This is a genomic window from Conexibacter woesei Iso977N (assembly GCF_000424625.1).
Taxonomy (GTDB): Bacteria; Actinomycetota; Thermoleophilia; order Solirubrobacterales; family Solirubrobacteraceae; genus Baekduia; species Baekduia woesei_A.
In genome coordinates this window covers 1-24,041 of sequence record NZ_AUKG01000003.1, presented here as the reverse complement: position 1 = coordinate 24,041, position 24,041 = coordinate 1, and the positions used below count along the sequence as shown (strand labels likewise).

At 73.1% G+C, this 24,041-nt stretch carries 26 protein-coding genes; 13 read left to right on the top strand and 13 right to left on the bottom strand.

Going from position 1 to position 24,041, the window contains the following annotated elements:
- Positions 1–37 precede the first annotated feature (37 nt).
- Together H030_RS0121575 and H030_RS34160 are read left to right on the top strand one after the other, a co-directional pair.
- A complete protein-coding gene (locus tag H030_RS0121575) occupies positions 38–1,369 on the top strand; it encodes a citrate synthase (RefSeq protein WP_081691039.1) in 1,332 nt (443 codons plus the stop codon).
- A 97-nt stretch (positions 1,370–1,466) separates the two neighbouring features.
- Positions 1,467–1,973 carry a GNAT family N-acetyltransferase gene (locus tag H030_RS34160; protein WP_051223409.1) on the top strand — a complete coding sequence of 169 codons (507 nt, stop codon included), beginning with the start codon at positions 1,467–1,469 and terminating at the stop codon, positions 1,971–1,973.
- 3 nt (positions 1,974–1,976) lie between these two features.
- On the opposite strand, the gene H030_RS0121565 is transcribed toward H030_RS34160, so the two are convergent.
- Positions 1,977–2,339 carry a hypothetical protein gene (locus tag H030_RS0121565; protein WP_027007650.1) on the bottom strand — a complete coding sequence of 121 codons (363 nt, stop codon included), beginning with the start codon at positions 2,337–2,339 and terminating at the stop codon, positions 1,977–1,979.
- Between the two features lie 34 nt (positions 2,340–2,373).
- Between H030_RS0121565 and H030_RS0121560 the strand changes: the two genes are divergently transcribed.
- Entirely contained in the window at positions 2,374–3,237 is an 864-nt protein-coding gene (locus H030_RS0121560; RefSeq protein WP_027007649.1) for an aldo/keto reductase, read from the top strand.
- On the opposite strand, the gene H030_RS0121555 is transcribed toward H030_RS0121560, so the two are convergent.
- The 3 genes from H030_RS0121555 to H030_RS39305 are packed head-to-tail and all read right to left on the bottom strand — an operon-like array spanning position 3,234 to position 5,050.
- Positions 3,234–4,103, bottom strand: a complete 870-nt coding sequence (locus H030_RS0121555) for a hypothetical protein (protein ID WP_027007648.1) — start codon at positions 4,101–4,103, stop codon at positions 3,234–3,236. The two genes, H030_RS0121560 and H030_RS0121555, sit on opposite strands and share 4 nt — an antisense overlap.
- A 26-nt stretch (positions 4,104–4,129) precedes the next feature.
- A complete protein-coding gene (locus H030_RS34155; protein ID WP_155892205.1) occupies positions 4,130–4,867 on the bottom strand; it encodes a DUF6597 domain-containing transcriptional factor in 738 nt (245 codons plus the stop codon).
- A 21-nt stretch (positions 4,868–4,888) separates the two neighbouring features.
- Positions 4,889–5,050 carry a hypothetical protein gene (locus tag H030_RS39305; protein WP_155892204.1) on the bottom strand — a complete coding sequence of 54 codons (162 nt, stop codon included), beginning with the start codon at positions 5,048–5,050 and terminating at the stop codon, positions 4,889–4,891.
- Positions 5,051–5,129: 79 nt separating this feature from the next.
- Between H030_RS39305 and H030_RS0121540 the strand changes: the two genes are divergently transcribed.
- A complete protein-coding gene (locus H030_RS0121540; protein ID WP_035129234.1) occupies positions 5,130–5,603 on the top strand; it encodes a hypothetical protein in 474 nt (157 codons plus the stop codon).
- A 16-nt stretch (positions 5,604–5,619) separates the two neighbouring features.
- Here H030_RS0121540 and H030_RS0121535 read toward each other — a convergent pair whose 3' ends face one another.
- Genes H030_RS0121535 through H030_RS0121515 form a run of 5 tightly spaced genes read right to left on the bottom strand, consistent with a single transcriptional unit; the run spans position 5,620 to position 9,425 of the window.
- Positions 5,620–5,934: a hypothetical protein gene (locus H030_RS0121535; RefSeq protein ID WP_027007646.1), complete on the bottom strand. Its 315-nt coding sequence runs from the start codon at positions 5,932–5,934 to the stop codon at positions 5,620–5,622.
- Between the two features lie 10 nt (positions 5,935–5,944).
- Entirely contained in the window at positions 5,945–6,616 is a 672-nt protein-coding gene (locus tag H030_RS0121530) for a M48 family metallopeptidase (RefSeq protein ID WP_027007645.1), read from the bottom strand.
- Between the two features lie 37 nt (positions 6,617–6,653).
- Positions 6,654–7,025 carry a hypothetical protein gene (locus tag H030_RS0121525; RefSeq protein ID WP_027007644.1) on the bottom strand — a complete coding sequence of 124 codons (372 nt, stop codon included), beginning with the start codon at positions 7,023–7,025 and terminating at the stop codon, positions 6,654–6,656.
- On the bottom strand, positions 7,022–7,954 hold the full coding sequence (locus H030_RS0121520; RefSeq protein WP_027007643.1) for a tetratricopeptide repeat protein: 933 nt from the start codon (positions 7,952–7,954) through the stop codon (positions 7,022–7,024). Before H030_RS0121520 ends, H030_RS0121525 begins: the two co-directional genes overlap by 4 nt.
- 7 nt (positions 7,955–7,961) lie before the next feature.
- Positions 7,962–9,425, bottom strand: a complete 1,464-nt coding sequence (locus H030_RS0121515) for an aminotransferase class I/II-fold pyridoxal phosphate-dependent enzyme (RefSeq protein WP_035129233.1) — start codon at positions 9,423–9,425, stop codon at positions 7,962–7,964.
- Positions 9,426–9,448: 23 nt separating this feature from the next.
- On the opposite strand from H030_RS0121515, the gene H030_RS0121510 reads away from it, so the two are divergent.
- Positions 9,449–9,739, top strand: a complete 291-nt coding sequence (locus H030_RS0121510; RefSeq protein WP_155892203.1) for a hypothetical protein — start codon at positions 9,449–9,451, stop codon at positions 9,737–9,739.
- On the opposite strand, the gene H030_RS34145 is transcribed toward H030_RS0121510, so the two are convergent.
- The 3 genes from H030_RS34145 to H030_RS34140 are packed head-to-tail and all read right to left on the bottom strand — an operon-like array spanning position 9,717 to position 12,472.
- Positions 9,717–10,526: a class I SAM-dependent methyltransferase gene (locus H030_RS34145; RefSeq protein ID WP_051223405.1), complete on the bottom strand. Its 810-nt coding sequence runs from the start codon at positions 10,524–10,526 to the stop codon at positions 9,717–9,719. The two genes, H030_RS0121510 and H030_RS34145, sit on opposite strands and share 23 nt — an antisense overlap.
- A 6-nt stretch (positions 10,527–10,532) precedes the next feature.
- The gene (gene metF, locus H030_RS0121500; protein WP_035129232.1) at positions 10,533–11,462 is read right to left on the bottom strand and encodes a methylenetetrahydrofolate reductase [NAD(P)H]; all 930 of its coding nucleotides are present in this window, start codon (positions 11,460–11,462) and stop codon (positions 10,533–10,535) included.
- Positions 11,463–11,515: 53 nt separating this feature from the next.
- Positions 11,516–12,472: an MBL fold metallo-hydrolase gene (locus tag H030_RS34140; RefSeq protein ID WP_231398514.1), complete on the bottom strand. Its 957-nt coding sequence runs from the start codon at positions 12,470–12,472 to the stop codon at positions 11,516–11,518.
- A gap of 73 nt (positions 12,473–12,545) precedes the next feature.
- On the opposite strand from H030_RS34140, the gene H030_RS0121490 reads away from it, so the two are divergent.
- The 8 genes from H030_RS0121490 to H030_RS0121455 all read left to right on the top strand — a co-directional run bounded on the left by H030_RS0121490 (position 12,546) and on the right by H030_RS0121455 (position 23,634).
- Positions 12,546–13,301, top strand: coding sequence for an MBL fold metallo-hydrolase (locus tag H030_RS0121490; protein WP_081691037.1), 756 nt, complete (start codon positions 12,546–12,548; stop codon positions 13,299–13,301).
- Positions 13,302–13,303: 2 nt separating this feature from the next.
- Complete coding sequence (locus H030_RS0121485; RefSeq protein WP_027007638.1) at positions 13,304–13,678, top strand: hypothetical protein; 375 nt, start codon at positions 13,304–13,306, stop codon at positions 13,676–13,678.
- A 56-nt stretch (positions 13,679–13,734) separates the two neighbouring features.
- On the top strand, positions 13,735–15,624 hold the full coding sequence (locus H030_RS0121480) for an Ig-like domain-containing protein (RefSeq protein WP_027007637.1): 1,890 nt from the start codon (positions 13,735–13,737) through the stop codon (positions 15,622–15,624).
- Between the two features lie 112 nt (positions 15,625–15,736).
- On the top strand, positions 15,737–17,614 hold the full coding sequence (locus H030_RS0121475) for a PKD domain-containing protein (RefSeq protein ID WP_027007636.1): 1,878 nt from the start codon (positions 15,737–15,739) through the stop codon (positions 17,612–17,614).
- Between the two features lie 25 nt (positions 17,615–17,639).
- A complete protein-coding gene (locus H030_RS0121470; RefSeq protein WP_027007635.1) occupies positions 17,640–19,298 on the top strand; it encodes a hypothetical protein in 1,659 nt (552 codons plus the stop codon).
- 121 nt (positions 19,299–19,419) lie between these two features.
- The gene (locus H030_RS39815) at positions 19,420–21,330 is read left to right on the top strand and encodes a PKD domain-containing protein (RefSeq protein ID WP_196809225.1); all 1,911 of its coding nucleotides are present in this window, start codon (positions 19,420–19,422) and stop codon (positions 21,328–21,330) included.
- 37 nt (positions 21,331–21,367) lie between these two features.
- Positions 21,368–22,510 carry a pyridoxal-phosphate-dependent aminotransferase family protein gene (locus tag H030_RS0121460; protein ID WP_027007633.1) on the top strand — a complete coding sequence of 381 codons (1,143 nt, stop codon included), beginning with the start codon at positions 21,368–21,370 and terminating at the stop codon, positions 22,508–22,510.
- Positions 22,507–23,634, top strand: a complete 1,128-nt coding sequence (locus H030_RS0121455) for an aminopeptidase (RefSeq protein ID WP_081691035.1) — start codon at positions 22,507–22,509, stop codon at positions 23,632–23,634. The genes H030_RS0121460 and H030_RS0121455 overlap by 4 nt, the downstream gene beginning before the upstream one ends.
- A gap of 48 nt (positions 23,635–23,682) precedes the next feature.
- Here the strand turns inward: H030_RS0121455 and H030_RS0121450 are convergent, their stop codons facing one another.
- Complete coding sequence (locus H030_RS0121450; RefSeq protein ID WP_027007631.1) at positions 23,683–24,036, bottom strand: VOC family protein; 354 nt, start codon at positions 24,034–24,036, stop codon at positions 23,683–23,685.
- Positions 24,037–24,041: the final 5 nt, after the last annotated feature.

Here is a 24,041-nt window from a genome sequence, read left to right as displayed (position 1 = left end):
AGAGACGATCCCCTTACCCGAGAGAGGGCACCAGATCGTGAGCGAGACCCAGACCACTGGCGACGGCGCCGTAGCCGCCGCCAACGCGGACACCCTGACCGTCACCGACAACCGGACCGGTCAGACCTATGAAGTCCCGATCACCGACGGGACCGTCCGCGCGATGGACTTCCGGCAGATGAAGACGTCCGATGACGACTTCGGCCTGATGACCTACGACCCGGCGTTCACCAACACCGCGTCCTGTCGGTCGGCCATCACCTACCTGGACGGCGAGAACGGCGTCCTGGAGTACCGCGGTTATCCCATCGAGCAGCTGGCGGAGAGGTCGACGTACCTCGAGGTCGCCTACCTGCTCGTCCACGGCGAGCTGCCGACGACGCCGCAGCTGGACCAGTGGAAGCACGACATCACCACCCACACGTTCGTGCACGAGAACGTGAAGGAGTTCGTCGGCGGCTTCCGCCACGACGCCCACCCGATGGGCATGTTGGTGGGGTCGGTCGGCGCGCTGTCGACGTTCTACAAGGACGCCAACGAGATCTCCGATCCGGAGAACCGCGCGCTCCAGACCATCCGGCTGATCGCCAAGATGCCGACGCTGGCGGCCTTCGCCTACCGGCACATCATGGGGCAGCCGTACTACTACCCGGACAACGACCTCGATTACCCGGGCAACTTCCTCAGCATGATGTACAAGATGACCGAGCTGAAGTACGAGCCGGACCCCCGGCTCGAGCGCGCGCTCGACGTCCTGTTCATCCTGCACGCCGACCACGAGCAGAACTGCTCCACCAACGCCGTGCGCGCGGTGGGCTCCTCGCAGGTCGACCCCTACTCCGCGGTCGCCGCCGGCGTCGCGGCGCTGTACGGCCCGCTGCACGGCGGCGCCAACGAGGCGGTCCTGCGGATGCTCAAGCGCATCGGCAACAAGGAGAACATCCCGGACTTCATGCAGGGCGTGAAGGACGGCAACGAGCGCCTGATGGGCTTCGGCCACCGCGTGTACAAGAACTACGACCCGCGGGCCACGATCATCAAGAAGGCGTGTGACGACGTCTTCGAGGTCACCGGCGTCAACCCGCTGCTGGACATCGCGCTCGAGGTCGAGAAGATCGCGCTCGAGGACGAGTACTTCGTGTCGCGCAAGCTGTACCCGAACGTCGACTTCTACTCGGGCCTGATCTACGAGGCCCTCGGGTTGCCGATGGACATGTTCCCCGTCATGTTCGCGATCCCGCGCACCAGCGGCTGGATCGCCCAGTGGCTGGAGATGGTGCAGGACAAGGAGCAGAAGATCGCGCGCCCGCGCCAGATCTACACGGGCGAGCGCACGCGGGACTACGTCGGGATCGACGCCCGCAAGTAGCGCGCTCGCGCAACACCTGAAGCGGTTCCTGCGGCCGGTCACCCTTAGTGACCGGCCGCACAGTTTCTGCGGCACCTCGGCGTAGCATGTCCGTTGCATGACGCTACGCCCCTCACCCGGAGTTCCGGAGCTCCTGATCCGCCGCATCACGCCGGCGGACAAGGACGCGCTGGTCGCCGGGCTGGGCCGGTTGAGCGAGCGGTCGGTGTACCTGCGCTTCCTGTCGCCCAAGCCGCGGCTGAGCAGCAGCGAGTTGAGGTACTTGACCGAGGTCGACTTCATCGACCACTACGCCTTGGTCGCGGTGCTCGCTGCGGCGCCGGACGTCGTGGTCGGCGTCGGCCGCTGGATCCGCTCGGCCGAGCACCCCGGCGACGCCGAGATCGCGATCGTCATCGCCGACGACCTCCAGGGTCGCGGCGTCGGGACCGAGCTGGGCCGTGAGCTGGCCGACGCCGCCGTCGCCCGCGGGATCGAGCGCTTCACCGCCTCGATGCTGCCGGAGAACACCGCGTCGCACCGGCTGTTCCGCAAGATCTCCTCGCGCCTGGAGCTGACCCGCGAGTCCGGCGTGGACGAGCTGGTCGCCCGGCTCGTCGCCTAGCGCCTAGAGCGCCTGCTCCTCGATGAGCGTGCGGCGCAGCGCCTGGTAGGCGTCCTCCCTCGGGAACACGTCGATCAGCTGCCTCCGGATCCGGCCCGTGTAGGCCTGGGCGTCGCCGTCGCCGCGGACGTCGATCCCGACCCGCAGCCCGCCCGGCCCGCGCAGCTCGCCGCGGGTGACGACCTGCATCTCCGGGGTGTAGGTCCTGCCCAGGCCCTTCTCGTCGCGCGGATGCGCGCGGGCCCGCGTGGCGTCGGTGCGCAGCTCGCGCTCCAGGAGGTCGACGGCGTCGGCGAGCGTCGCGCAGCCGTGCTTCTCGGGCTTTCCGCGGCGGCGCAGGGTGACGGTGTACGGGCTGCTGGTCACTACGGCGCTCACCCTACGGGGTAGCGTCGAGGGCATGGCTTCGATCTCCGCAGCGGCATCCGGCACGTTCAAGCTCGGCGGCGACCTGGAGGTGACGCGCCTGGGCTACGGCGCGATGCGCATCGTCGGCGACGGCGTCTGGGGTCCGGCCAAGGACCCTGACAAGGTCCAGGCGGTCCTGAAGCGCCTGCCCGAGCTGGGCGTGAACTTCATCGACACCGCGGACTCCTACGGGCCGGAGTACAGCGAGGAGTACATCGCCGAAGCGCTGGCGCCCTACGACGGCGGGATGGTCGTGGCGACCAAGGGCGGCTTCACGCGGCACGGGCCGGGCGACTGGAGGGAGCTGGGGCGGCGCGAGTACCTGCGCCAGTGCGTGCTGCTGTCGCTGCGCCGGCTGCGGGTGGAGACGATCGACCTGTACCAGTTGCACCGCATCGACCCGCGCACCGACACCGCCGAGCAGTTCGGCGAGCTCAAGGCCTTCCAGGACGAGGGCCTGGTCAAGCACCTCGGGTTGAGTGAAGTTGGGGTGGATGAGATCAAGGCCGCCCAGGAGGTCTTCGAGGTCGCGACCGTGCAGAACATGTACAACTTGACGACGCGCAGGTCCGAGGACGTGCTGCAGTACTGCGAGGAGCAGGGCATCGGCTTCATCCCGTGGTTCCCGCTGGCCGCGGGCGAGCTGGCCAAGCCGGGGCACCTGGTCGACGAGATCGCCAGGGCGCACGACGCGACCGCCGGCCAGGTCGCGCTGGCGTGGCTGCTGCACAAGTCCCCCGTGATGCTCCCGATCCCGGGCACGGGATCGGTCGAGCACCTGGAGGAGAACGTCGCGGCGGCCGACCTGGAGCTGACCGAGGACGAGCTGGAGCGCCTGGAGGCGGCGGCGGGCTAGAGCCGGCCGTTGGCGCGGAGGCGGTCGAGCGCGATCAACGTGACCATGCCGCGCCACTCCCAGGCGACGGCGGGGTTCCAGGCGGCCCACGGGAAGTCCCATCCGCCGTCGTCCTGCTGGGCGGCGGCCAGCTCGTCGAGCTCGCGCTCGGCGAGCGCGGCCGGGAACAGGCGGCGCCCCGCGCTGTCGGGGTGCGGCGCGGTCTCCAGGACGCCGACGGTCTCGCCCTCGATGCCGCTCTCGACGGCGATGACGCCGTCGGCGGGGACGCGGTCGCGCAGGACGTCCAGCTCGGCGTCGGCGCGGGCGCGGTCCGGGACGGCGTCGAGGAAGTGCACGACGTAGCGGAAGGCGTAGGCGTCGCTCAGCTTGAGCGTCCCGATCTGGTCCCAGATGTAGGTGTTGGCCGTGTCCAGCCAGGGGTGGGCGAGGCCGAGGCGGTGGGCGACCGAGGTGACGCCGGCGGTCATCAGCAGCGACGACGGCGCCGGGTCGGCCGGCGCCCACCAGGGCGCGTGGTCGAAGCCCTTGGCGGAGGGCAGGACGAACGGGATGCCGCCGTCGTCGTTGGTGACGGTGGCGATCCAGTCGAGGGCGGTGGTGGTGAGCGGCACGGGCCGCGCGGCTTCCGGGATCTCCTCCAGCACCTCGAAGGCGTACAACACGGCCGACGGCTGCGAGGCGGGCGTCCGGAGGTCCGGCTCCAGGAGGCCGAAGCCGCCGTCGGAGTTCCTGTAGGCCTCGAGCGCGCGCAGGACGGGCTCCGGGTCGCCCTGCGCGTCGCCGTAGAGGTGCTCGAAGCGGCGCCGTTCGAGCAGGCGGCCGTGGCTGTGGACGAACTGGCGTGCGGCAGCGAGATCGGGCATGGCACGGAGCCTGCCGGATCGGGGCGTCAGGCGCCTTGAACGAAACGGACGTCGCCGGCGGGGCCGGCGCCGCGGGCCAGCAGCGCGCTGGGCGTCGCGCCGGAGAGCCGCTTGGCCTCGCGGGCGAGGTGGGCCTGGTCGCTGTAGCCGGCGTCGGCGGCGAGGCGAGCGAGCGGCTCGCCGGGCGTCGCGCCCGCGGCGCGCAGGAAGCGCTGGAAGCGCAGGACGCGGCCGAGCGTCGCGGGGCCGTAGCCGACCTCGGCCTCGAACCGCCGCCGCAGCTGGCGCTCGGAGAGCCCGGCGCTGCGGGCGGGATCCTCACCGCGCGCGACCGCGACGACCGCGCGCCGGACCTCGTGGTCCAGGTCCTGCGGCCGGGGCAGCCGCGGCGCGAGCCCGCCGATCAGGGCCAGCAGTGCGTCCTTCCGCGTCGCCGCGCCCTTGACCGACTCCTCAACGCGCCTGGCGTCTCGTCCCCACAGCTCGACGAGTCCTACACCTTGATCCCGCAGCTCGCTGACCGGGAGGCCCAGCGCCGCACCCGCGGCGCCGACCCGGAACCGCACGCCAACCCGGTGCATCCCCGGCGTCGCCTCCGCCACGACCGCCCCCGTCGCCGGCCCCGCGACCGCCAACCGCTCGCCGCTCAGGACGACGTCGACGCACGCATCCGGCAACACGCTGGTTGCGTCACCATGCGACACCCAGACGCATGCGACGAGCGTCTCGAGCCGGGGCGGCGGCGCATATTCCCGGTAGGTCATGCCATGCGGGTACCCGCTGCGTCACTGGACGGCGACCGACGTCCCCGGCGTCACGTTAATCACCAGGTCCCCGCCAGTTGGGCTGGTGAGCGTCGTCGAGCCGTTCTTGAAGAGCGCCAGGCACGTCGAGTTGGATTGCGTGAGCGATTGCCCCGCGGCGTAGATCGTCACTTGGTTCGTCACGTTGTTGTGGGACGTAAACACGGATCCCGTGATATCGGCACCACACGTCGGGTCGGACAGGAGGGAGATGTGGCACCTGATGTTCCTGTTCCACCCCCTGGTCACCCCGGAGATCGTGAAACCCGTCACCGCGAGCAAGCTCGCGGTGTCACAGGTGATCATCACGCTCACCCCTCCAGGCACCGTGCACCCCGTGAACCTCTGGGTGGTGTTGGTGCTGATGGTCAACGGCAATGACCCACTTGCGGTCGACCAGGTTCCACTAAGCGTCATACCCGTGCAGTTCACGGTGCTCGTGGTCGAGCCAGACGTCGTGACCATCTTGATCCCGGTCGTGGCGGTCAGGGTCTTGGCACCCGATGGCGTCACCGTCGCGGTCGTGGCGCCGGCCGTGGCCACGAGCGCCGCGAAGACGACAGCGACACCGACGACCAACTTCACACAAGAACGCATGATCCCCCCAGGGTTGGGTCACATCTGGCTGCACCGGAACCCCGGCGCCACGCGAAGCTACACCTGGGCCGCATGGCTGAGCCAGAGCCAAGCGGCTTAGTATTGCTTATCAATCACTACCAGTGTACGGGTGAGTCGCCGACAGACGGGGCGCGTCGCCGCAGTCGTAGGCGTCGACCGGCGCGGCCGGGGGAGGGGACGGCGGCCCAGCGGCCGGCGCGTCCGTCGGCGCTGCGCCAGGAGCCGCTCGCCGCGCCTTCGGTCTGGACGACGAGGCCGGGGCGCGCGACGGCCAGCAGCCCGTCGTCGAGCGTCTCGCCGGGGTCGGTGGCGGAGCCGACAAGGACGTCGACCTCCACGCCCGCGACGAGGACCGAATCGGTCCCGAACGCCCCGTCACCGGTGAGCGCGCTCAACGCATAGGTCGCCATCCGCGGGCGCTCACAGCACCAGCGTCCCGCCGTGGTCGCGCAGCCACCGCCGCGGGACCTCGTAGCCCGGCATCAGCTGCGCCATCACGCCCCAGAAGCGCGGCGAGTGGTCCATCACCGCCAGGTGCGCCGCCTCGTGGCGGACGACGTACTCCAGGACCGAGTCCGGCGCCAGCAGCAGCCGCCAGTTGAACGACATCCCGCCGCGCGAGCTGCACGAGCCCCAGCGCGTGCGCTGGTCGCGGATCGTCAGCGACGTGTACTCGCGCCCGACCGCGCGCGCCGCCGCGTCCAGCCGCGGCGCGATCTCCTCCCGCGCCCGCCGCCGGTACCAGCGCTCCAGCGCGACCCGCGCCGCCGCCTCGTCGCCCGGCACCAGCAGCACGTGCCCGAGCTGCGTGACCCGGACCCGCCCCGCCTGCGGCGCGAGCGTCAGCGTCCTGCCGAGGTACGGCACCGTCCCCGGCGCCCGCGCGGCGCGCGCCGCGCGGTTGCGCGCGACCTCGGCGCGCCGCCGCAGGATCCACGTCTCCAGCTCCGCGACCGCCCGCTCGGCCTCGCGCGCCGGCGTCCGCCGCGGCAGGACCACCTCGACCGCCCCATCCCGCGCATCGACCCGCACCCGCACGCGCTTGGCCCGGTCGGAGCGGCGGACGGAGTAGTCGAACGGAACGGTGGACACGGTCGGCGCGACAGGCTAGCCCGCACGCCCGACGCCCTCAGCGCCGCAGCAGGACCACCGACGCGTGGAACTCCTCCACGTACAGCGCGAGCCGGCCCGCGATGCATGACGCGAACCCACCGTTCGCCGTCCAGGCCAGCTCCTCGACCGCCTCCCGGAGCTCCCGCTCGACGCCCCAGCCGATGTCCTGCGAGAACACCACGCAGCGGGCCGGCGCGCCCTCCGCGACGAGCCGCGCGACCACCGCGCCGTCGTCGGCCGCCTGGCCGCCCAGCCGCTCGGAGCGCGCCAGGTCCAGGCGTGAGGTGAAGTGCGACAGGTCGTCATGGCGCGCGCCGACCGTCCGCCAGCGCGCGGCGTGGCGCTGCGTCAGGAACCGCGCGAGGCCCAGCTCATGGGTCTCGCTCACTGCTCGCGTTCTTCGAGCAGTCCCGCGAGGTTCGCGATCGCCAGGTCGTCGCCGCGCTCGGCGCCGAGCCGGAAGGCGACCTCGGCGTCGTCGACCCGCCCCTGGTCCCAGAGCAGGACGCCCAAGTTGTTGTAGGCCTCGTCGTCGCCGTGCATCGCCGCGCGCCGGTAGAGCTCCTCGGCCTCGGCCGACGCCGGGTCCTCCTCCGACAGGTGGTTGGCCAGCTGCGTCTCGGCGGTCGCGACGTCCCTGCCCGCGCCCTCGCGCAGGACGGCGAGCGCCTCGTCGACCCGGTCCTGGAGCCGCAGCACCGAGGCCAGGAACGCGTAGCCCTCGACGCCGCCCGCGCCGATCGCCTCGCGCAGCGTGAGCTCGGCCTCGTCGAGGCGCCCCTCGTCCTGCAGCAGCGCGCCCAGGTCGACCAGCGACTGCGGGTCGCCGCCCGACGCGCCCTCCCGGAACAGCTCCTCGGCGCCCTCGACGTCGCCGACGTCGGCCAGCGCGTTGGCGAGCAGCCGGTGCTCGGTCTCCCCCACCGCGACGGTCGTCTTCCACAGCGCGATCGCCTCCTCGACGCGCTCCGTGTCATACAACAACAGCCCGAGGTTGTGGCCCGCCGCCAGCTCGCCGCGATCGGCGGCGGAGCGGTAGGACTGCTCGGCGCCCTGCAGGTCGCCCTGGTCCCACAGCGCGTTGCCGAGCGGGATCAGCGCGTCCGGATCGCCGCCGTCGACCGCCTCGCGCAGGATCGGCACGGCCTCTTCGGAGCGGTCCAGCTCGATCAGCAGCTCGCCGAGGTAGTAGCCGGCGTCCGGCTCGTGGCCCTCCAGCGCCTGCCGCAGCAGCCGCTCGGCCTCCTCATACCGCTGCGCCGCCTGCGCGCGCAACCCCTCGCCGAGCGCACCGGCACGATGGACGTCGTCAGCCATGCCTGCACTACAGCACGCGCAGCGTCTGGAGCGAGGTGTCGCGGGCGACGATCGAGCCGCCGGACGCGCGCGCCTGCTCCAGGTACATCACCGCGTCGGCGCCGACGCGGAAGCCCTCGAGGATCAGCGGGATGCCGGGCGGGTAGACCTCGACCTCCTCGGCGGCGACCTTGCCGATCGCCTCGCGCAGCGGGACCTCCTGGCCGATCGACTTCGCCAGGCGCTTGGCGTCGTAGGGCCGGATGACCGCGCGGTCGCCGAGCCCGGCGAACGGGTTGGACGCCGTGGGCTGGCGCGTGCGGCCGGGAAGTTGATGGCCTTCGAGGACGTCGACCAGCGCGTCCACGGTCGCGCCGACCGCGCCGTCGCTCAGCTGGAACGTCGTGATCAAGGTGATGGTCTGCACGCCCGCCTTCTCGATGACGATCCCGCGCTCCACCAACGCCTCGGCCACCTGGTAGCCGGTCAGGTCGAAGCGCGACAGCCCCAGCGTCGTCTTCACGAGGTCGGCGCCGGACACGTTCCGGGCGACCGCCTCCAGCCAGCGCGAGTCGTCGAGGTGGTCGAGGTCCGGCAGCGCGCGCCGCAGCGCGGCCTTCAGCCGCTCGGTCCGCTCGATCGACACCCCCAACAACTCCGGGCCCCGCGCAGCGAGCGCGCGGACCGCCGCGTCGGCGCTCGCGAGCAGCCCGTACGACGGCGACGTCGTCACGTACTCGCGGTAGGCCTCCTCCAGCAGCTCGGAGTCCACGCGCGCCTCGCGCCAGTGGATCAGCCCCGTCTGCTGCAGCCCGCCCGCGAGCTTGTGCGTCGACTGCACGCAGATGTCGGCGCCCGCGGCCATCGCGCTGCACGGCAGGTCGCCGTGGAAGTGCAGGTGCCCGCCCCACGCCTCGTCGACGAACACGAGGCAGTCCGGCGACCGCGCGTGCACGGCCTCGACGATCTCCTCCGTGTTGCCGACCAGGCCCTCGTAGGTCGGCGACGTGTAGATGACCGCCAGCGCCTCCGGGTAGCGATCCAGCGCGGAGGTCACGTCGTCGACCGACGGCGGCAGCAGCGCCTCGAAGCGCGCGTCGTACGGCGCCGGCAGGAACCGGAAGTCCAGGTCGAACGCCTTGATCGCGTTCATCATCGAGTGATGGATGTTGCGCGCGACCAGGACCAGCGCGTCCTGGCGCTCCATCGCCAGCATCCGCAGCACGACCCAGTTGGAGCCGGAGGACCCGTGGACGCTGAACATCGTCCGGTCGGCGCCCTGCGCGGCGGCCGCGAAGCGCTCGGCCTCGCCGAACACGCCGGTGTGGTCGACCAGGGTCCCGAAGAACCCGGCGCTGATCGACACGTCCGATTCGTAGAAGTCGGACACCCGCTCCTGCCCCGGCAGGATCGAGGGCGTGCACCAGCGCGTGTACCTGCCGACGTCCTCGTTGAGGATCCGGACGATCGGCGATGACGTGATCGGGTCCATGTCATCCGCCATGATGCCCTGCCGTGGCCCGTTCGATCGCACGACTTCCATCACAGGTCCAGCGCCCGTTCGAGGTGTACATCTCGGGCGTCCCGCAGGTCGAAGGCAAGGACTACGTCCTGGACGGCCGCGACCTCGTCTTCGAGGGCCGCACGCTGCGCAAGGACAAGGTGTCGGGCTGGCGCTGGTTCCTCGGCGCGTGGGGCGTCGGGACGTATCGCCAGAACGACTCGGTCGATGTCCGTTACACGACGGCCGCCGGCCGCCCGGCGGTCGCCGAGGGCCTCGAGCTCACGAGCGACGACCCGGCGTAGCCTCGACCAGCAGGTACTCGCACGCCAGCGCGACGTTGCCGCCGGGCGTGCCGGCGTTGCGCTCGTTGACGAGGCCGGAGACCGCGGCCAGCAGCGCGCCCCAGCGGCCCTCGCGCTCCAGTCGCGGGCGCTCGGCGAGGACGTTCCCGGCGGTCTTGATCAGGAACGCGACGGCGTTCATGCGGTCGGGGGCCGAGAGGACGAGCGACTCGCGCTCGGCGTGGACGACGTCCAGGCCCGCGCCGCCGAGCAGCGCCCGGACCGCCTCCTCGTCGCCCCAGCGCGAGGGCGGCGCCGCGCCCGGCGGGGGCGGCGGGAGGAACGGCGCGACCGCCGCGCCCAGCGCGGGCATGAACGACCCCGGCAGCCAGGCGGCGAGCACGACGCGCCCGCCGTCGGGCGCGCACGCCCGCGCCAGCTCGCGCGCCGCCGCCTCGGCGTCCAAGGCGTACATGACGCCGAAGACCGACAGCACCGCGTCGAAGCCGCCCGCGACCGGCAGCGCCGTCGCGTCGCCGAGCGTCCACGCGATCTCCGCCTGGACCTCCTCGGCCCGCAGCCGCGCCACGTCGAGCAACGCGGGCTCCAGGTCGACCCCTACAACTTCCTCGGCGCCCCGCGCCGCGGCGAGCAGCGCCGCGTTCCCGGTCCCGCACGCGACGTCGAGCACGCGCTCGCCCGGCGCGACGCGCGCCCGCTCCACCACCCGCTTGGCCGCGCCGCGCAGGCGCTGGGCCATCAGCGGGTAGTCGCCCGCGCCCCAGGTGGTCGCGGGCCCGGAAGCCACGGCGCCCTACGCGCCGACGGCGGGCCGGCGCGGCTCGCCGAGCCCGGTGCGCGACGTGTCCCACGGCCGCCACAGGCGCAGCGCGCTGAGGATCGCGCGCGTCGCGGGCGAGCGGTTCATGGTGCAGAAGTGGATCCCTGGCGCGCCGTGCGCGAGCAGGTCGGCGCACTGCATCGTCGCGTAGGAGACGCCGAACTCCGCGACGGCCTCCCTGTCCTCGGCGCGCGCATCGAGCTCGCCGAGCACATGCTCGGGCAGCGACGCGCCGCACAGGCCGGTGATCGTCTTGATCTGCCCGTAGCCGGTGATCGGCATGATGCCCGGGATGATCGGGACCTCGATCCCGATCGCCCGCGCGCGCTCGACGAAGTCGTAGTACAACGCGTTGTCGAAGAACAACTGCGTGATCAGGTAGTCCACGCCCGCGTCGACCTTGGCCTTCAGGTACTGCAGGTCGGCCTCCGGCGAGACCGCGTGGATGTGGGTCTCCGGGAAGCACGCGGCGCCGATGCCGAAGTCGTAGTTGTCGCGCAACAGCGACACCAGCTGGTGCGAGTACTCCAGGCCGCCCTCGCTCGCCACCCAGTCCGTCTGCCCGCGCGGCGGGTCGCCGCGCAGCGCCAGGACGTTGTCGATCCCGGCCTCGCGGATCTCCTCCAGCGTCTCGCGCAGCTCGTCGACGCTCGCGCCGACGCAGGTGAAGTGCGCCATCGCCTCGAGGCCGTGCGCGTCCTTGATGTGGCGCACGATCTCGACGGTCTTCTCGCGCGTCGACCCGCCCGCGCCGTAGGTCACCGACACGAACGACGGCTCCAGCGGCGCCAGCTCGGCGAGGGCCTGCTTGAAGTTCTCCTCGCCCTCGGGCGTCCTGGGCGGCATGAACTCGAAGGAGAACGTCGGCTCGTCGCGGCCGAGCAGCTCGCTGATCCGTGGCATGGTCGTACAAACCCTAACACGCTCGTGTCAAGGTTTGAAGATCCCCAGTCAGATCAAGGCTTCGCGGCCCACCGCTCCGGCGATTCGCCGACGCGCTCGAGGCGTTCGGTGACCTCGAGGTGGCGCAGGTAGGCCAGCGTCTCCGACAGCCACCAGTTCGCGTTGAACGGCGTGATCGCCGCGCCGTAGACCTCGGGGATGATCTCGTAGGCGGTCAGCCCCGGCTCGGTCCGGACGACCTCCTCCACGCGCGCGAGGCGGTCGCGCACGAGCGTCCGGTTGGCGTTGATGTGCGCCTGGACGTCGGTGAACGTGCGTCCGTGGCCGGACAGGCAGAGCCGCGCGTCGAGCTCCTGGACGAGGTCGAGCGAGTGCAGGAACTCGCCCGCCGGATCCGGCGAGTAGCCGTAGTCGTAGTACAACGACACGCGGCCGAGGAGGTGGTCGCCGGAGATCAAGATCCGGCGCTCCTCCTGGTAGAGGCAGACGTGCGACGGCGCGTGGCCGGGCGTCTCGTAGACCTGCCAGGTGCCGAGGTCGGTGTGGACCTCGATGCCCGGGACGAGGTTGCGGTTGGGCTCGATGATCCCGGCGATCCCGAAGCCGGTCCCGCGGCGCGCCTCGCTGTACCTGCGCAGCGGCTCCTCCGGGACGCCGGACTGCAGCGCCACCTCGATGCGGCGGTCGAACGCGGCCTCGGGGTCGCGGGCGGCCTTGAGCATGTGGTCGTGGTTGGGGTGCATCCACAGCTCGCAGCCCGTGCGCTCCACGATCGTCGCGGCGTTGCCGTAGTGGTCCGAGTGCGCGTGGGTGCAGACGAGCAGCCGGACCAGGTCGAGGTTCAGGTTGACCTGCGCCAGCGCGCGCTCCAGGTGGCCCATCGAGCCGGGCTCGTGCATGCCGCAGTCGACCAGGACGATCCCGTCGCCGGCGGCCAGCGCCCAGGCGTTGCAGTGCGGCACGCCGGGCCACGGCAACGGCAACCGCAGCCGCCACACCCCCGGGAGCACACGCTCGCCCCGTCCGACTTCCCGCTTGCGATTGGCCTCCGGCATACGTGGCTCAACCCTAGACTGCGCGGACATGTCCTCACGCATCCGCACCCGTCCGGGGGTCGACAGGTTGATGGCCGCCGCGCCGGAGCCGGTCGCCGACGGCGTCTGGGTCGTCCGTGGCGGGTTCCCGTCGCGGACCATGAACGTGTACTTGGTCCGGGACGGCGCGGGCGTGCTCGCGTTCGACGCGGGGATCGAGTCGATGGCGGGCGCGGTCGCGCGTGCGGCGCGGTCGCTCGGCGGGCTGACCCGGATCGTGCTCGGCCACGGCCACGCCGACCACCGCGGCGTCGCGCCGGCGCTGAGCGGCGTCCCGGTGCTGTGCCATCCGGACGAGGTCGCCGACACCGAGGGCGACGGCGGCGCGCACTACTTCGACCTGTCGCTGCTGGCCCCGCACGGGCGGCTCGCGCTCGGCACGCTGCTGCCGGTCTGGGACGGCGGGCCGGTCCGCAAGGTCGCCGACACCGTGCGCGAGGGCGACGACGTCGCGGGCTTCGAGGTGGTGCACCTGCCCGGCCACGCGCCGGGGCTGATCGGCCTGTGGCGCGAGAGCGACCGGCTGGCGCTGGTCAGCGACACCTTCTACACCTTGGATCCCCAGACCGGCCTGCACGGGAGGGCGCGCGTGCCGCACCGCGCGTTCAACTGGAACACCGAGGTCGCGCGCGACTCGATCCGCAAGCTCGCCGCGCTGCGGCCCGCGGCCGCGTGGTCCGGGCACGCCAACCCGGTGACCGGCGACGTCGCGGGCCAGCTCGAGCACGCGGCGGCGACGACGTAGCGATGGGACGCCGCAGCCGCCAGCGCGGGAACGCCGACAAGCTCCAGGCGCCGACGACCGACTACACGTCGCCCGACGGCGAGCAGGTCCTGACCCTGCGCGGCATGCTGTCGCCCAGGTCCCGCGCGCAGTACGCGCGCGAGAGCGACCCCGCGCAGGCGAGGGCGGCGCTCAACGTCGAGGACGTCCGCGCCCGCGCGCTGGAGTTCCTGTTCGAGCGCCTCGTCGAGCGCTGGACGATCAACGACGTCCCGACCGAAGGCGCCAAGCCGCTGCTGGCCCGCTACCGCGCGGCGACCCGCGACGAGCGCACCTGGATCACCGGCGTCCTGCGCGAGCACTGCGCGGAGTGGTTCCCGGACGTCCAGGTTCCCTAGACCTACAAGAAGGTTTCGCGCTACCTTGCCGCGCCCACCGCGTTGAAGGCAGGCAAATGATCAGGACGATCCACAAGCTCTCCACCGCGGCGGCGGCCGTCGCCGCGCTGTCCGCGCTCGCCGCGGCCCCCGCCGCGCAGGCCGACCAGCACTGGCAGGCGCTGACCGGCATCCCCATCCACGGGACGCCCGTCGTGGCCATCAGCGAGACGCAGGCGATCACGGTCGCCGCCGACCAGACCCGATACGAGGGCGGAGGCGTGCTCGTCACGACGCGCAGCCCGGACGGCAGCTGGAGCGCGCCGGTCCACCTCGGCTCGTCGTCAGACGCGTGGAACGTGGACGTCGCGACCAACGCGCGTGGCGACGTCGTCGTGGGCTGGGATGACGGCACCCAGCACATCGCGGTCCGGCCCGCCGGTCAGGGCTTCCTGCCGACGGTCGACCTCCCCGACAGCGTCGAGAGCGAGAACATCAACGGCCCCTCGCCCCAGGTCGGCGTCAACGACGCCGGCGAGGTCACGACCGCGTGGTCCGCCAGGGCGGATGCGAACGACAACCAGCTCCCGAACCCCGACGCGGTGCGCTACACGACCGGCTCGCTGACCGCGCCGGTGCAGACCGTCCACACCTCGGCCGATGCGAGCACGGGTCGCGCCTTCGAACTGCGCACGGCCCATCAGGGCCCGTCCGCGCTCGTGTGGTCCGGGGACCTGGGCGTCAGCGCCGTCCTGCGCCGCGCCGGTGAGGACTTCGGCGCGGTCCAGCAGATCACGCCCGCGGGGATCGCCTACACGGGGCCGGCCGTTGGGGGTCCGGTGATCGCGGTCCGCCCGGACGGGCGTGCGGCGGTCGCGTTCGAGGGCTCCGACGACGGCTCTGACCCGAACCGCGTCGAGCTGTCCCGCAGCGACGCGAACGGCACCTTCGAGCCCGCGGCGTACGTCACGCCCGCCGGGCAGGACACCCAGAGGCCGGCGCTGGCGTGGCCGGCGGGGTCCGACATCCAGGTCGCCTGGCTGGGCAGCGCGGCGTCCCGCGACGAGGCCGTGACCGCCGTCGCGCCCGCTGACGGCCCGCTCGGCGTGCTTCCGGAGCACGCCTACGACAACGCGCTCGACGGCAGCCAGACGATCGCGCCGCACGAGGGCGTCCAGGTGCTCTCGGCGGCCGGCGGCACGATGACCCTGTTCCAGCGGCGGGACGACGGGTTGCGGTCGGTCAACTGGAAGCTCAACGACCCCACGGCGCAGCCGGCCGAGTACGCGATCGACCCGCAGCCGGCCGCCGAGAACCGCGTGACGGCGGCGAGCGACGACGCCGGCGACGTCGCGGTGGGCTGGAACACGAAGGAGACGCCGTGGCTCCCCGCCCTGTCGGTCTGGGACGCCACGCCGCCCGCCGTGACGGTCACCGCGCCGGCGACCGTGACTGCGGGCAGGCCGTTCCTGCTGACGGTCGGCGCGACCGACGCGCTCTCGGGCGTCGCGAGCCGCGCGGTGACGTTCGCCAACGCCCTCGGCCAGCCGGTGGCCGGCCCGCTGGTCGGCGCCGACGGCACGGCGACCGCGACCCTCGGCCAGCCGGGGACGTACGCGCTCACCGGGCGTGCGGCCGACGCCGGCGACAACGCCGCAACGGCCACCCGGACGATCACGGTCGTCGCGGCGCCGAGGACGCCGGTCGTGGTCAAGAGCACCTGCAGGGTCCCGTCGCTGCGCAACCACAGCGTCGCGTACGCGCGGCGCCTGCTGACGGTCTGGCACTGCCGGCTGGGCAGGGTCACGACGCCCAGGCGCTACAAGCACGTCAAGGGCCTCGTGATCCGCGGGCAGTCGCGCCCGGCGGGCCAGAAGCCGGTGGTCGGAGCGCACGTCAACGTGACGCTGGGCGTCAGGCCGAAGCCGAAGGCCAGGCACCACAAGAGCCACAAGAAGTCCCGCTAGCGCTGCGCAGGGTGTCCGGACGCCGGCGCGCCATGAGCGGCGCGTCGGCGCTACCCTGCCTGGCCGCATCGACAAGGAAGTCAGGGGAGAACTGGTGAGGAAGATCCGTTCAATGGCGGCGGTCGCAGCGACCGCCGCGTTCGTCGTCGTGCCGGCGTCATCGGCCGGGGCGACGGGCTGGAGCGCGCCGCATGCGCTGTTCCCGTCCGCGATGGCCGCGTACCGGCAGAGCGGCACGATGAACGCCGGCGGCGACGTCGCCGCGGTGAGCCTCTCGGACGACCACCGCGACGTGGTCCTCTACGAGCGCCCGGCCGGCGGCCGGGGGACGACCACGGTCGTCGGCTCCGCGACCCGTGTGGACGACCCGCAGGTGGCGCTCAGCGACACCGGCGCGATCGCGGTCGCCTGGGTCGACACCAAGAACGGCGACGAGGCGCACGTCGCGGTCCGGCCCGCGGGCAGCAGCAGCTTCCGCGCGCCGGTCGACGCCGCGGCGACGCGCTACGGGGACGGGATGAACCCCGAGGACAACGTCCGCATCGGGATCGACGACGCGGGCGAGGTCGCCTTCGCCTGGGCCACCGGAGCTTCGACGCTGCACTGGGGGCTGATCGGGACCGACGGGGCGCTCGGGACGACGGGCACCGCCTCGGCGAGCTCGTCGCTGTCGTTCAGCGTCTCGATGAACGCGGCCGGCGACGCCGTCGTCGGCTGGAGCCAGACCTCCTCGAACGCCGCGGACGACGCGGTCCGGGCGTCGATCCGGCCCGCGGGCGGCGCGTTCGGCACGCCGGCCACCGCCGACAGCGGCTCCGCCGGCGGCGATCCGTCGACGGCGATCGACGCGGCCGGCGACGTCGCCATCGCCTACACCGACTGGGTCGGCGGCCACAACGGGCTCCGCGTCGCGACGCTGCCGGCCGGCGGCACGTTCGGCGCACCGGTGGACGTCTCGGCCGCCGGGGCCGACACGGAGAACCCGAGCGTCGCGCTGGCCGGCGACGGCACCGCGGTCGTCTCGTGGAGCCCGGCCTACCCGGCCTTCGGCGGCAGGTACGCCGCGCGGGCGGTCACGCTCGCCGGCGCGACGGCGGGCCCGATCACGACGTTCAGCGCGAGCTCCTACGGCCGCAGCCAGACGGTGCTGCGGCCCGACGGCAGCGGCGCGGTCCTCATGCTCGCCACCGACGGGCTCTACATCGCCGAGCGCAACAGCGACGGGACCTTCGAGCCCGCGACGCTGATCACCGCCGCGGCCGAGACGAACGGGAGCGGCGGCCCGGGTGCTGTGGGCGCGGTCGACGCGCAGGACGGCATGGCGGTGTTCTGGCCGGACAGCGCGTCGAGCGTCTCGCTGTCCTACTACGACCTCGACACGCCGCACCTGAGCGACGTCGCGGTCCCGGCCGCGGGCACGAGCGGCACGCCGCTGGCGTTCGCGGCCACGGCGTCCGCCCCGCTCGGCTGGGCCACGATCGACTGGGACTTCGGCGACGGCCAGACCGCCGGCGGCGCCCGGGTCTCGCACACCTACGCGGCGGCGGGCACGTACACCGTGACCGCGACGCTGACCGACGCGGCGGGCAACACCGACCCGGCGACCGCGACGCGGACCGTGGTGGTCGCGCAGGCTCCGGCGCCGCCGAGCACCGGCGACACGGGCCAAGAAACGAGGACGCCGGCCCCGGCGCCCATGCCGAGCCCGGCGCCCAGGCCGGCGACGCCGAAGCCGGCGCCGCACGCCGCGGCCCAGTGCAAGGTCCCGTCGCTCGCCGGCCTGACGACGGCCGCCGCGAAGAAGAAGCTCGCCGCAGCCCACTGCAGGCTCGGCACCGTCACCACGCCCAAGAGGTACAAGAAGTCCAAGGGCCTCGTGATCCGGGCGCAGTCGCGCAGGGCAGGCACGAGGACGGCAGCGGGCGCGAAGGTCTCGGTGACGCTGGGCGTCAAGCCGAAGCGCCCGGCGTCGCACAGGCGCGTGCGGTAGGGCGATCCTGGGCACCAGTGAGCGCGTGAAACCGAACCGCGCGCTCCTGACCGCCCTCACCGCCGCGCTGCTCGCGGCCGCCGCCCCCGCGGCGGCGGTCGCCGGCACCGGCTGGGGCCCGGTCCTGCAGCTGCCGGGCGCGATCAACGCGACGGGCACCGACGTCGCCGTCGATGCGGCCGGCGACCAGGCGATCGCGCTGACGACCTACGACCAGCAGCAGGTCCTGCTCACCACGCGCGCGGCCGGGACGTCCTGGCCCGCGGCCCAGGCGCCGATCACGACGCACCAGACGGGGCGCGCGGCGATCGGCCCGGACGGCGTCGCCCGCACCGCGTACGTGGAGGACGGGCGTCTCTACCTGCGCAGCGTCGCGCCGGGCGCGGTCATGCCGTCGGCGGCCGAGTACGTCGCGGGCGACCCCTGCTGCGACAGCGCGGTCGCGGGCAGCCTCGACTACGTCCCGCAGGTCGCGACCGGCGCCGACGGGGCGACGGTCGTCACGTGGATGGCCAACAACGGCAGCCACATCGAGGTCCACTGGGCGGTGCGCGCGGCGGGCGCGAGCACGTTCGGGCCGATCGGGTCCACCGACGCGGGCGCCTGGATCCTCGGGCAGGCGCAGATGGCGTCCGACGCACGCGGGGACACGGTGATCGCCTGGCCGGAGAACGTCGGCCCCTACGGCGGCGACCCGGCGTTCGTCGTGCGCGCGATCTCGCGCCCGGCGGGCGGGACGTTCGGCGCACCGGTCACGGTGTCGTCGCCCAACCACCACCTCGAGCCGCCGTCGGTCGCGGTCGGGCCGGACGGCAGCGCGGCGCTCGCGTGGCGCGCCGACAGCGACCCGGAGGGCGACGGCGTGATCCGCGGGTCGTCGCGCGCCGGGGCCGGCGGCGCTTGGACGAGCGAGCAGGACGTCTCCAACGCGGCGCTCGACGACGCGCTGCCGCACGTCGCGGTCGGTGGCGCGGGCGGGCGCGAGATGGCGGTGGGCTACGTGGAGGACGACTCGCGGCAGCTGCCGATGGCGGCGCTCGGGACCGCGGGCGGGACGTTCGGCGCGCCGGGCCAGGTGGCGATGCTCTCGGCACGGGCGATCGACGTCGCGCTCGGGCCCGACGGCACCGGGATCCTGTCGTTCTACGACGGCAGCAGCGTGTGGACGTCGATCCGGCCGCGCGGCGCGGCGGCGTTCGCGTTCGTCGACCCGGCGCTGGCGACGGCCGACGGGCAGGCCGCGCAGGGCAATGCGTCGGTCGCCTTCGACGCGCAGGGCGACGCGCTCGGGGCCTGGGCCGGGCAGGACGGCGCCGAGCGCTGGCGCACGTGGGACGGCGACCCGGGCGCGGCGCCGCCGAGCGATCCCGCGCCGAGCGTGGCCGCCGCGCCGGTGTCACCGGCGACGCCGCTCCGGACCGCCGCCGCGGCGTCGGCCGCGACGCCGGCGGCCAGGCGCTGCGCGGTTCCCAACATCATCAACTTGACCCGGACCCGCGCCGCCGCGCGCCTGCGCAGCGCGCACTGCACACTCGGGAGGGTCACGACGCCGAAGCGCTACCGGCACCGCACGGGCCTCGTGATCCGGGCCCAGTCACGCAGGAGCGGCACCCGGATCGCCTCCGGGACCAAGGTCCACGTGACGCTCGGCGTGAAGCCGAAGCCCAAGCACCGCAGGCGCTAGCACCGCGCCCATCGTTCCTCTGACACCGGCGTGCCAGAACTGGCACGCCGCCGCTACCATGCGCCGCCGGTCCGACAAGGAAAGTCAGGGGAAACTGGTGAGGAAGATCCGTTCTTTCGCGGTGGTCGCAACGACCGCCGCGCTAGCACTTGCGCTCGCAGCATCCGCAGGGGCGACGACGTGGAGCGCGCCGCATGCGCTGTTCCCGTCCGCGGTGACCGCCTATCGATCGAGCGCCACGATGAACGCCGACGGCGACGTGGCCGCGGTGACCATCTCGGCCGACCAGCGCGACGTGGTGCTCTACGAGCGCCCGGCCGGCGGCCCGGAGACGACCACGGTCGTCGGTTCCGACACGACGCGAGCCGGAGACCCGCAGGTGGCGCTCAGCGACACCGGCGCGATCGCGGTCGCGTGGGTCGGCGCCGACAACGACGAGGCGCACGTCGCGGTCCGGCCCGCGGGCAGCAGCACCTTCCGCGCGCCCGTCGACATCTCGTCGACGACCTACCAGGACGGGATGAACGACACCGGCAACGTCCGCATCGGGATCGATGACGCGGGCGAGGTCGCCGTCGCCTGGAAGACGGGGACGTCGTCGCCGTGGACCATGCACTGGGGACTGATCGGGACCAGCGGGACGCTCGGGACGACGGGCACGGTGACGGCGGGTTGGTCGCTGGCGTTCAGCGTCTCGATGAACGGGGCCGGCGACGCCGTCGTCGGATGGAGCGAAGTCGCCACGGATCCCGCGCAGAGCGCGCTCCGCGCATCGGTCCGGCCCGCGGGCGGCGTGTTCGGCACGCCGGCCGACGTGCACGACGGTGTCCCCGACTTCGAGCCGTCGACCGCGATCGACGCGGCCGGCGACGTCGCCGTCGCCTACACCGGATCCGCCGGCAACCATGGCGAGATCCGGGTCGCGACGATGCCGGCCGGCGGCGCGTTCGGCACCCCGGTGGCCGTCTCGGCCCCCGGCGACGACACGGCGTACCCGAGCGTCGCGATGGCCGGCGACGGGACGGCGGTCGTCTCGTGGAGCCCGGGCTTCATCGGCAGGTACGCCGCGCGGGCGGTCACGCTCGCCGGCACGCCCGTGGGCGCGGTCACGACGCTCGGCCCGAGCCCCAACAGCCGCAGCCGGACGGTGCTCCGGCCCGACGGCAGCGGCGCGGTGTTCATGCTCGCCACCGACGGGCTCTACGTGGCCAAGCGCGACGCGGACGGGACCTTCGAGCCCGCGACGCTGGTCACGACCGGCGGCTACTCGTCCGGGGTCAACATGCCGGGCGCCGTCGGCGGGATCGACGCGGCCGGCGACATGGCGATGTTCTGGCCAGGCAGCTCCTCGAGCGTCTCGCTGTCCTACTACGACCTCGGCGCCCCGCAGCTGGGCAGCGTCACGGTCCCGGCCACGGGCACGAGCGGCACGCCGCTGGCGTTCTCGGGCACGGCGTCCGACGCGCTCAGCTGGGGCACGGTCCGCTGGGACTTCGGCGACGGCCACACCGCCGACGGCGACGCGGTCTCGCACACCTACGCGGCGGGCGGGACCTACACGGTGACCGCGACGGGGATCGACGCCTCGGGCAACACCGACCCGGCGACCGAGACGCGGACCGTGGTGGTCGCGCAGGCCCCGCCGCCGCCGAGCACCGGCGACGCGGACCCGGGGACGGGCACGACGACCACGACGACGCAGACGCCCGTCACGACGACGACCACGGCGACGAGCCCGGCGCCCGCGCCGAGCCCGGCGCCGGTGACGCCCAAGCCGGCACCGCCGGCCAGGCCCGCCGCGGTCACCTGCAAGGTGCCGTCGCTCGCGGGTCTCACCACAGCCGCCGCCAGGCGCAAGCTTGCCGCCGCGCACTGCAGGCTCGGCACGGTCACGACGCCCAAGAAGTACAAGAAGACCAAGGGCCTCGTGATCCGGAAGCAGTCGCGCAGGAGCGGTGCCAGGCTCGCCTCCGGGACCAAGGTCAGCGTGACGCTCGGACCGAAGGTCAAGGCCAAGGCGGCCAACCAGTAGGTCGTGCGATACGGGCCGGACGGGTAACGTCCGGCCCGTGCCGACCGTCGAAGAGGTTCCCGCTCGCCTGCTGCTCGGTTCCGGCCCCTCGCCGGTGCCCTACCGGATCCTGAAGGCCCTGAGCCACCCGACCGTGGGGCATCTGGACCCCGCGTTCGGCGCCCTGCAGGACGATCTCGCCGCGCGCTTGCGGGCGGTGATGAAGACCACCAACAAGGTCACGTTCCCGTTGAGCGCCACGGGCTCCGGCGGGATGCAGGCGATGGTGGACACGCTGATCGCTCCGGGGGACCGAGTCGTCTGCGGCGTGCACGGCGCCTTCGGCGGCCGCATGGCCGACGCGCTCGGAAGGGCGGGCGCCGACGTGGTCCGGGTCGAGCAGGAGTGGGGCCGCGCGATCGAGACCGAGCGGCTGATCGCCGAGATCGGCGCCGGCTCGACGCGGGCGGTGTTCGTCGTCCACGGCGAGACGTCGACCGGCGTCGCGCAGCCGCTCGACGGCCTGGCCGACGCCGCGCGCGCGGCCGACGCGCTGCTGCTCGTCGACTGCGTCACGTCGCTGGCCGGCCATCCGCTGGACCTCGACGCAGCCGGGGTCGACGCGGCGTTCAGCGGCACCCAGAAGTGCCTCAACGTCCCGCCGGGCCTCGCGCCGTTCACGGTCGGCGACCGCGCGCTGGACCGGCTGCAGAAGCGGTCCTGGTACTTCGACCTGCAGGCGATGGTCGACTACTGGTTCGCCGACGGCCCGCGCGCCTACCACCACACCGCGCCGATCAACATGATCTACGCGCTGCACGAGGGGCTGCGGATCGTGGAGGAAGAAGGACTACAACAACGCTGGGAACGCCACGCGGTCGCCCACGAGGCACTGCGCGAGGCGCTCGGCGTCCTGGGCTTCGAGCGCTTCGCGCCGGACGGCGAGCAGTTGTCGTCCTTGCTCGCGCTGCAGATCCCGGAGGGCCTGGACGACGCCGCCGCGCGCGGCGCGCTGCTGAAGGACCACGGGATCGAGGTCAGCGGCGGGCTCGGCCCGTTCGCGGGCCGGGCGTGGCGGATCGGCGTCATGGGCGAGGGCGCGCGACCAGAACCCCAGGACCGCCTGGTCCGGGCGGTCGCCCGGATCGGCGGCGGCGACGAGGCCGCGGCGATCCGCGCGCTCGAGGAGGCGTGGGCATGAGCATCGGCGTGACCGACCCCTACAACTTCGCCGAGGTCACCGAGCACCTCGACCCGGCGGCGTTCGCCGACCTCATCACCGGCTACTGCCTCGACGTCCAGCCCGCCCAGCAGGTCCTGGTGCGCAGCACCACGCTCGCCGCCCCGTTGTTGCTGGAGTTGCAGCGCGCGATCCTGGAGCGCGACGCCTGGTGCTTCCTGCGCGTCGAGCTGCCCGGCGAGGCGGCGGCGTTCTACCGGCACGCGCGCGAACATCAACTCGACACCTACCCGCCGTTGGCCTACGAGGAGGCGAGGCGGATCCACGCGACCGTCGGCATCCAGGCGCCGGACGACACGCGCGCGCTGATCGGCATCGACCCGGCGCTGATGACGCGCGCCGCCCGCGGGCGCAGCGACGTGCGCGAGCAGATGCTCAGGAAGCGCTGGTGCGGCACGCTGTGGCCGACGCCCGCCAACGCGGCGCTGGCGGGCATGGAGCTCGGCGAGTTCGCGAGGTTCGTCGCGGGCGCCCTGTTCCTCGACCGCCCGGATCCCGTCGGCGGCTGGACCGAGCTGCGCCAGTTCCAGGCCGCGCTGATCGAGCGCGTGTCGAAGGCCAGGACCATCAGGATCGAGGCCGACGGGACGGACATCTCGCTGGACGTGTCCAAGCGGGTCTGGGTGAACTCCGACGGCAAGCGCAACATGCCGTCCGGCGAGGTCTTCACCGGCCCGCAGGAGCGCTCGGCCAACGGGAGGATCCGCTTCACGATCCCGTCGAGCCCCTCCGGCGTGGACGTCCGCGACGTCGAGCTGGAGTTCCGCGACGGCGCCGTCATCAAGGCGACCGCGTCGCGCGGCGAGGAGTACCTCCAGCGCGCGCTGCAGACCGACGAGGGCGCCAGGTACCTCGGCGAGCTCGGCATCGGCACCAACTACGGGATCACTCAGCCGATCGGCGCGATCCTGTTCGACGAGAAGCTCGGCGGGACGGTCCACCTCGCCCTCGGCCGCTCCTACCCCGAGACCAAGGGCACCAACATCTCGGCGCTGCACTGGGACCTCATCTGCGACCTGCGCCCCGGCGGCCGCATCCTCGCCGACGGCGTCCCGATCCAGGAGAACGGCCACTTCACGCTGTGAGCCGGTCCGGACGCGCACTCACGTCCGCGGCCCTGGCCGGGCTGTGCCTCACGCAGGCTGCCACAGCTCGATCCGGTTGCCCTCCGGATCGGCGACCCAGCCGAAGCGGCCGACGCCGTCCATGTCCTGGACGTCGTCGGCCACGTCGGCGCCCGCGGCGCGGAGCTGGGTGAGCATCGCGTCGAGGTCGCGGACGCGGAAGTTCAACATGATCTTCTGCTCGCGGGAGGCGAAGTAGTCGCTGTCGGCCGGGAACGTCGCGATGACCGTCGGCCCCAGCTCCTGCTCCCACATGCCATGCTCGCCGCCGTCGAGCCCGAGCGCGTCGCGGTACCAAGCGCTCAACGCGTCCGGATCCTGCGCGCGGAGGAAGAGACCGCCGATGCCGAGCACGTGTTCCATGCGCG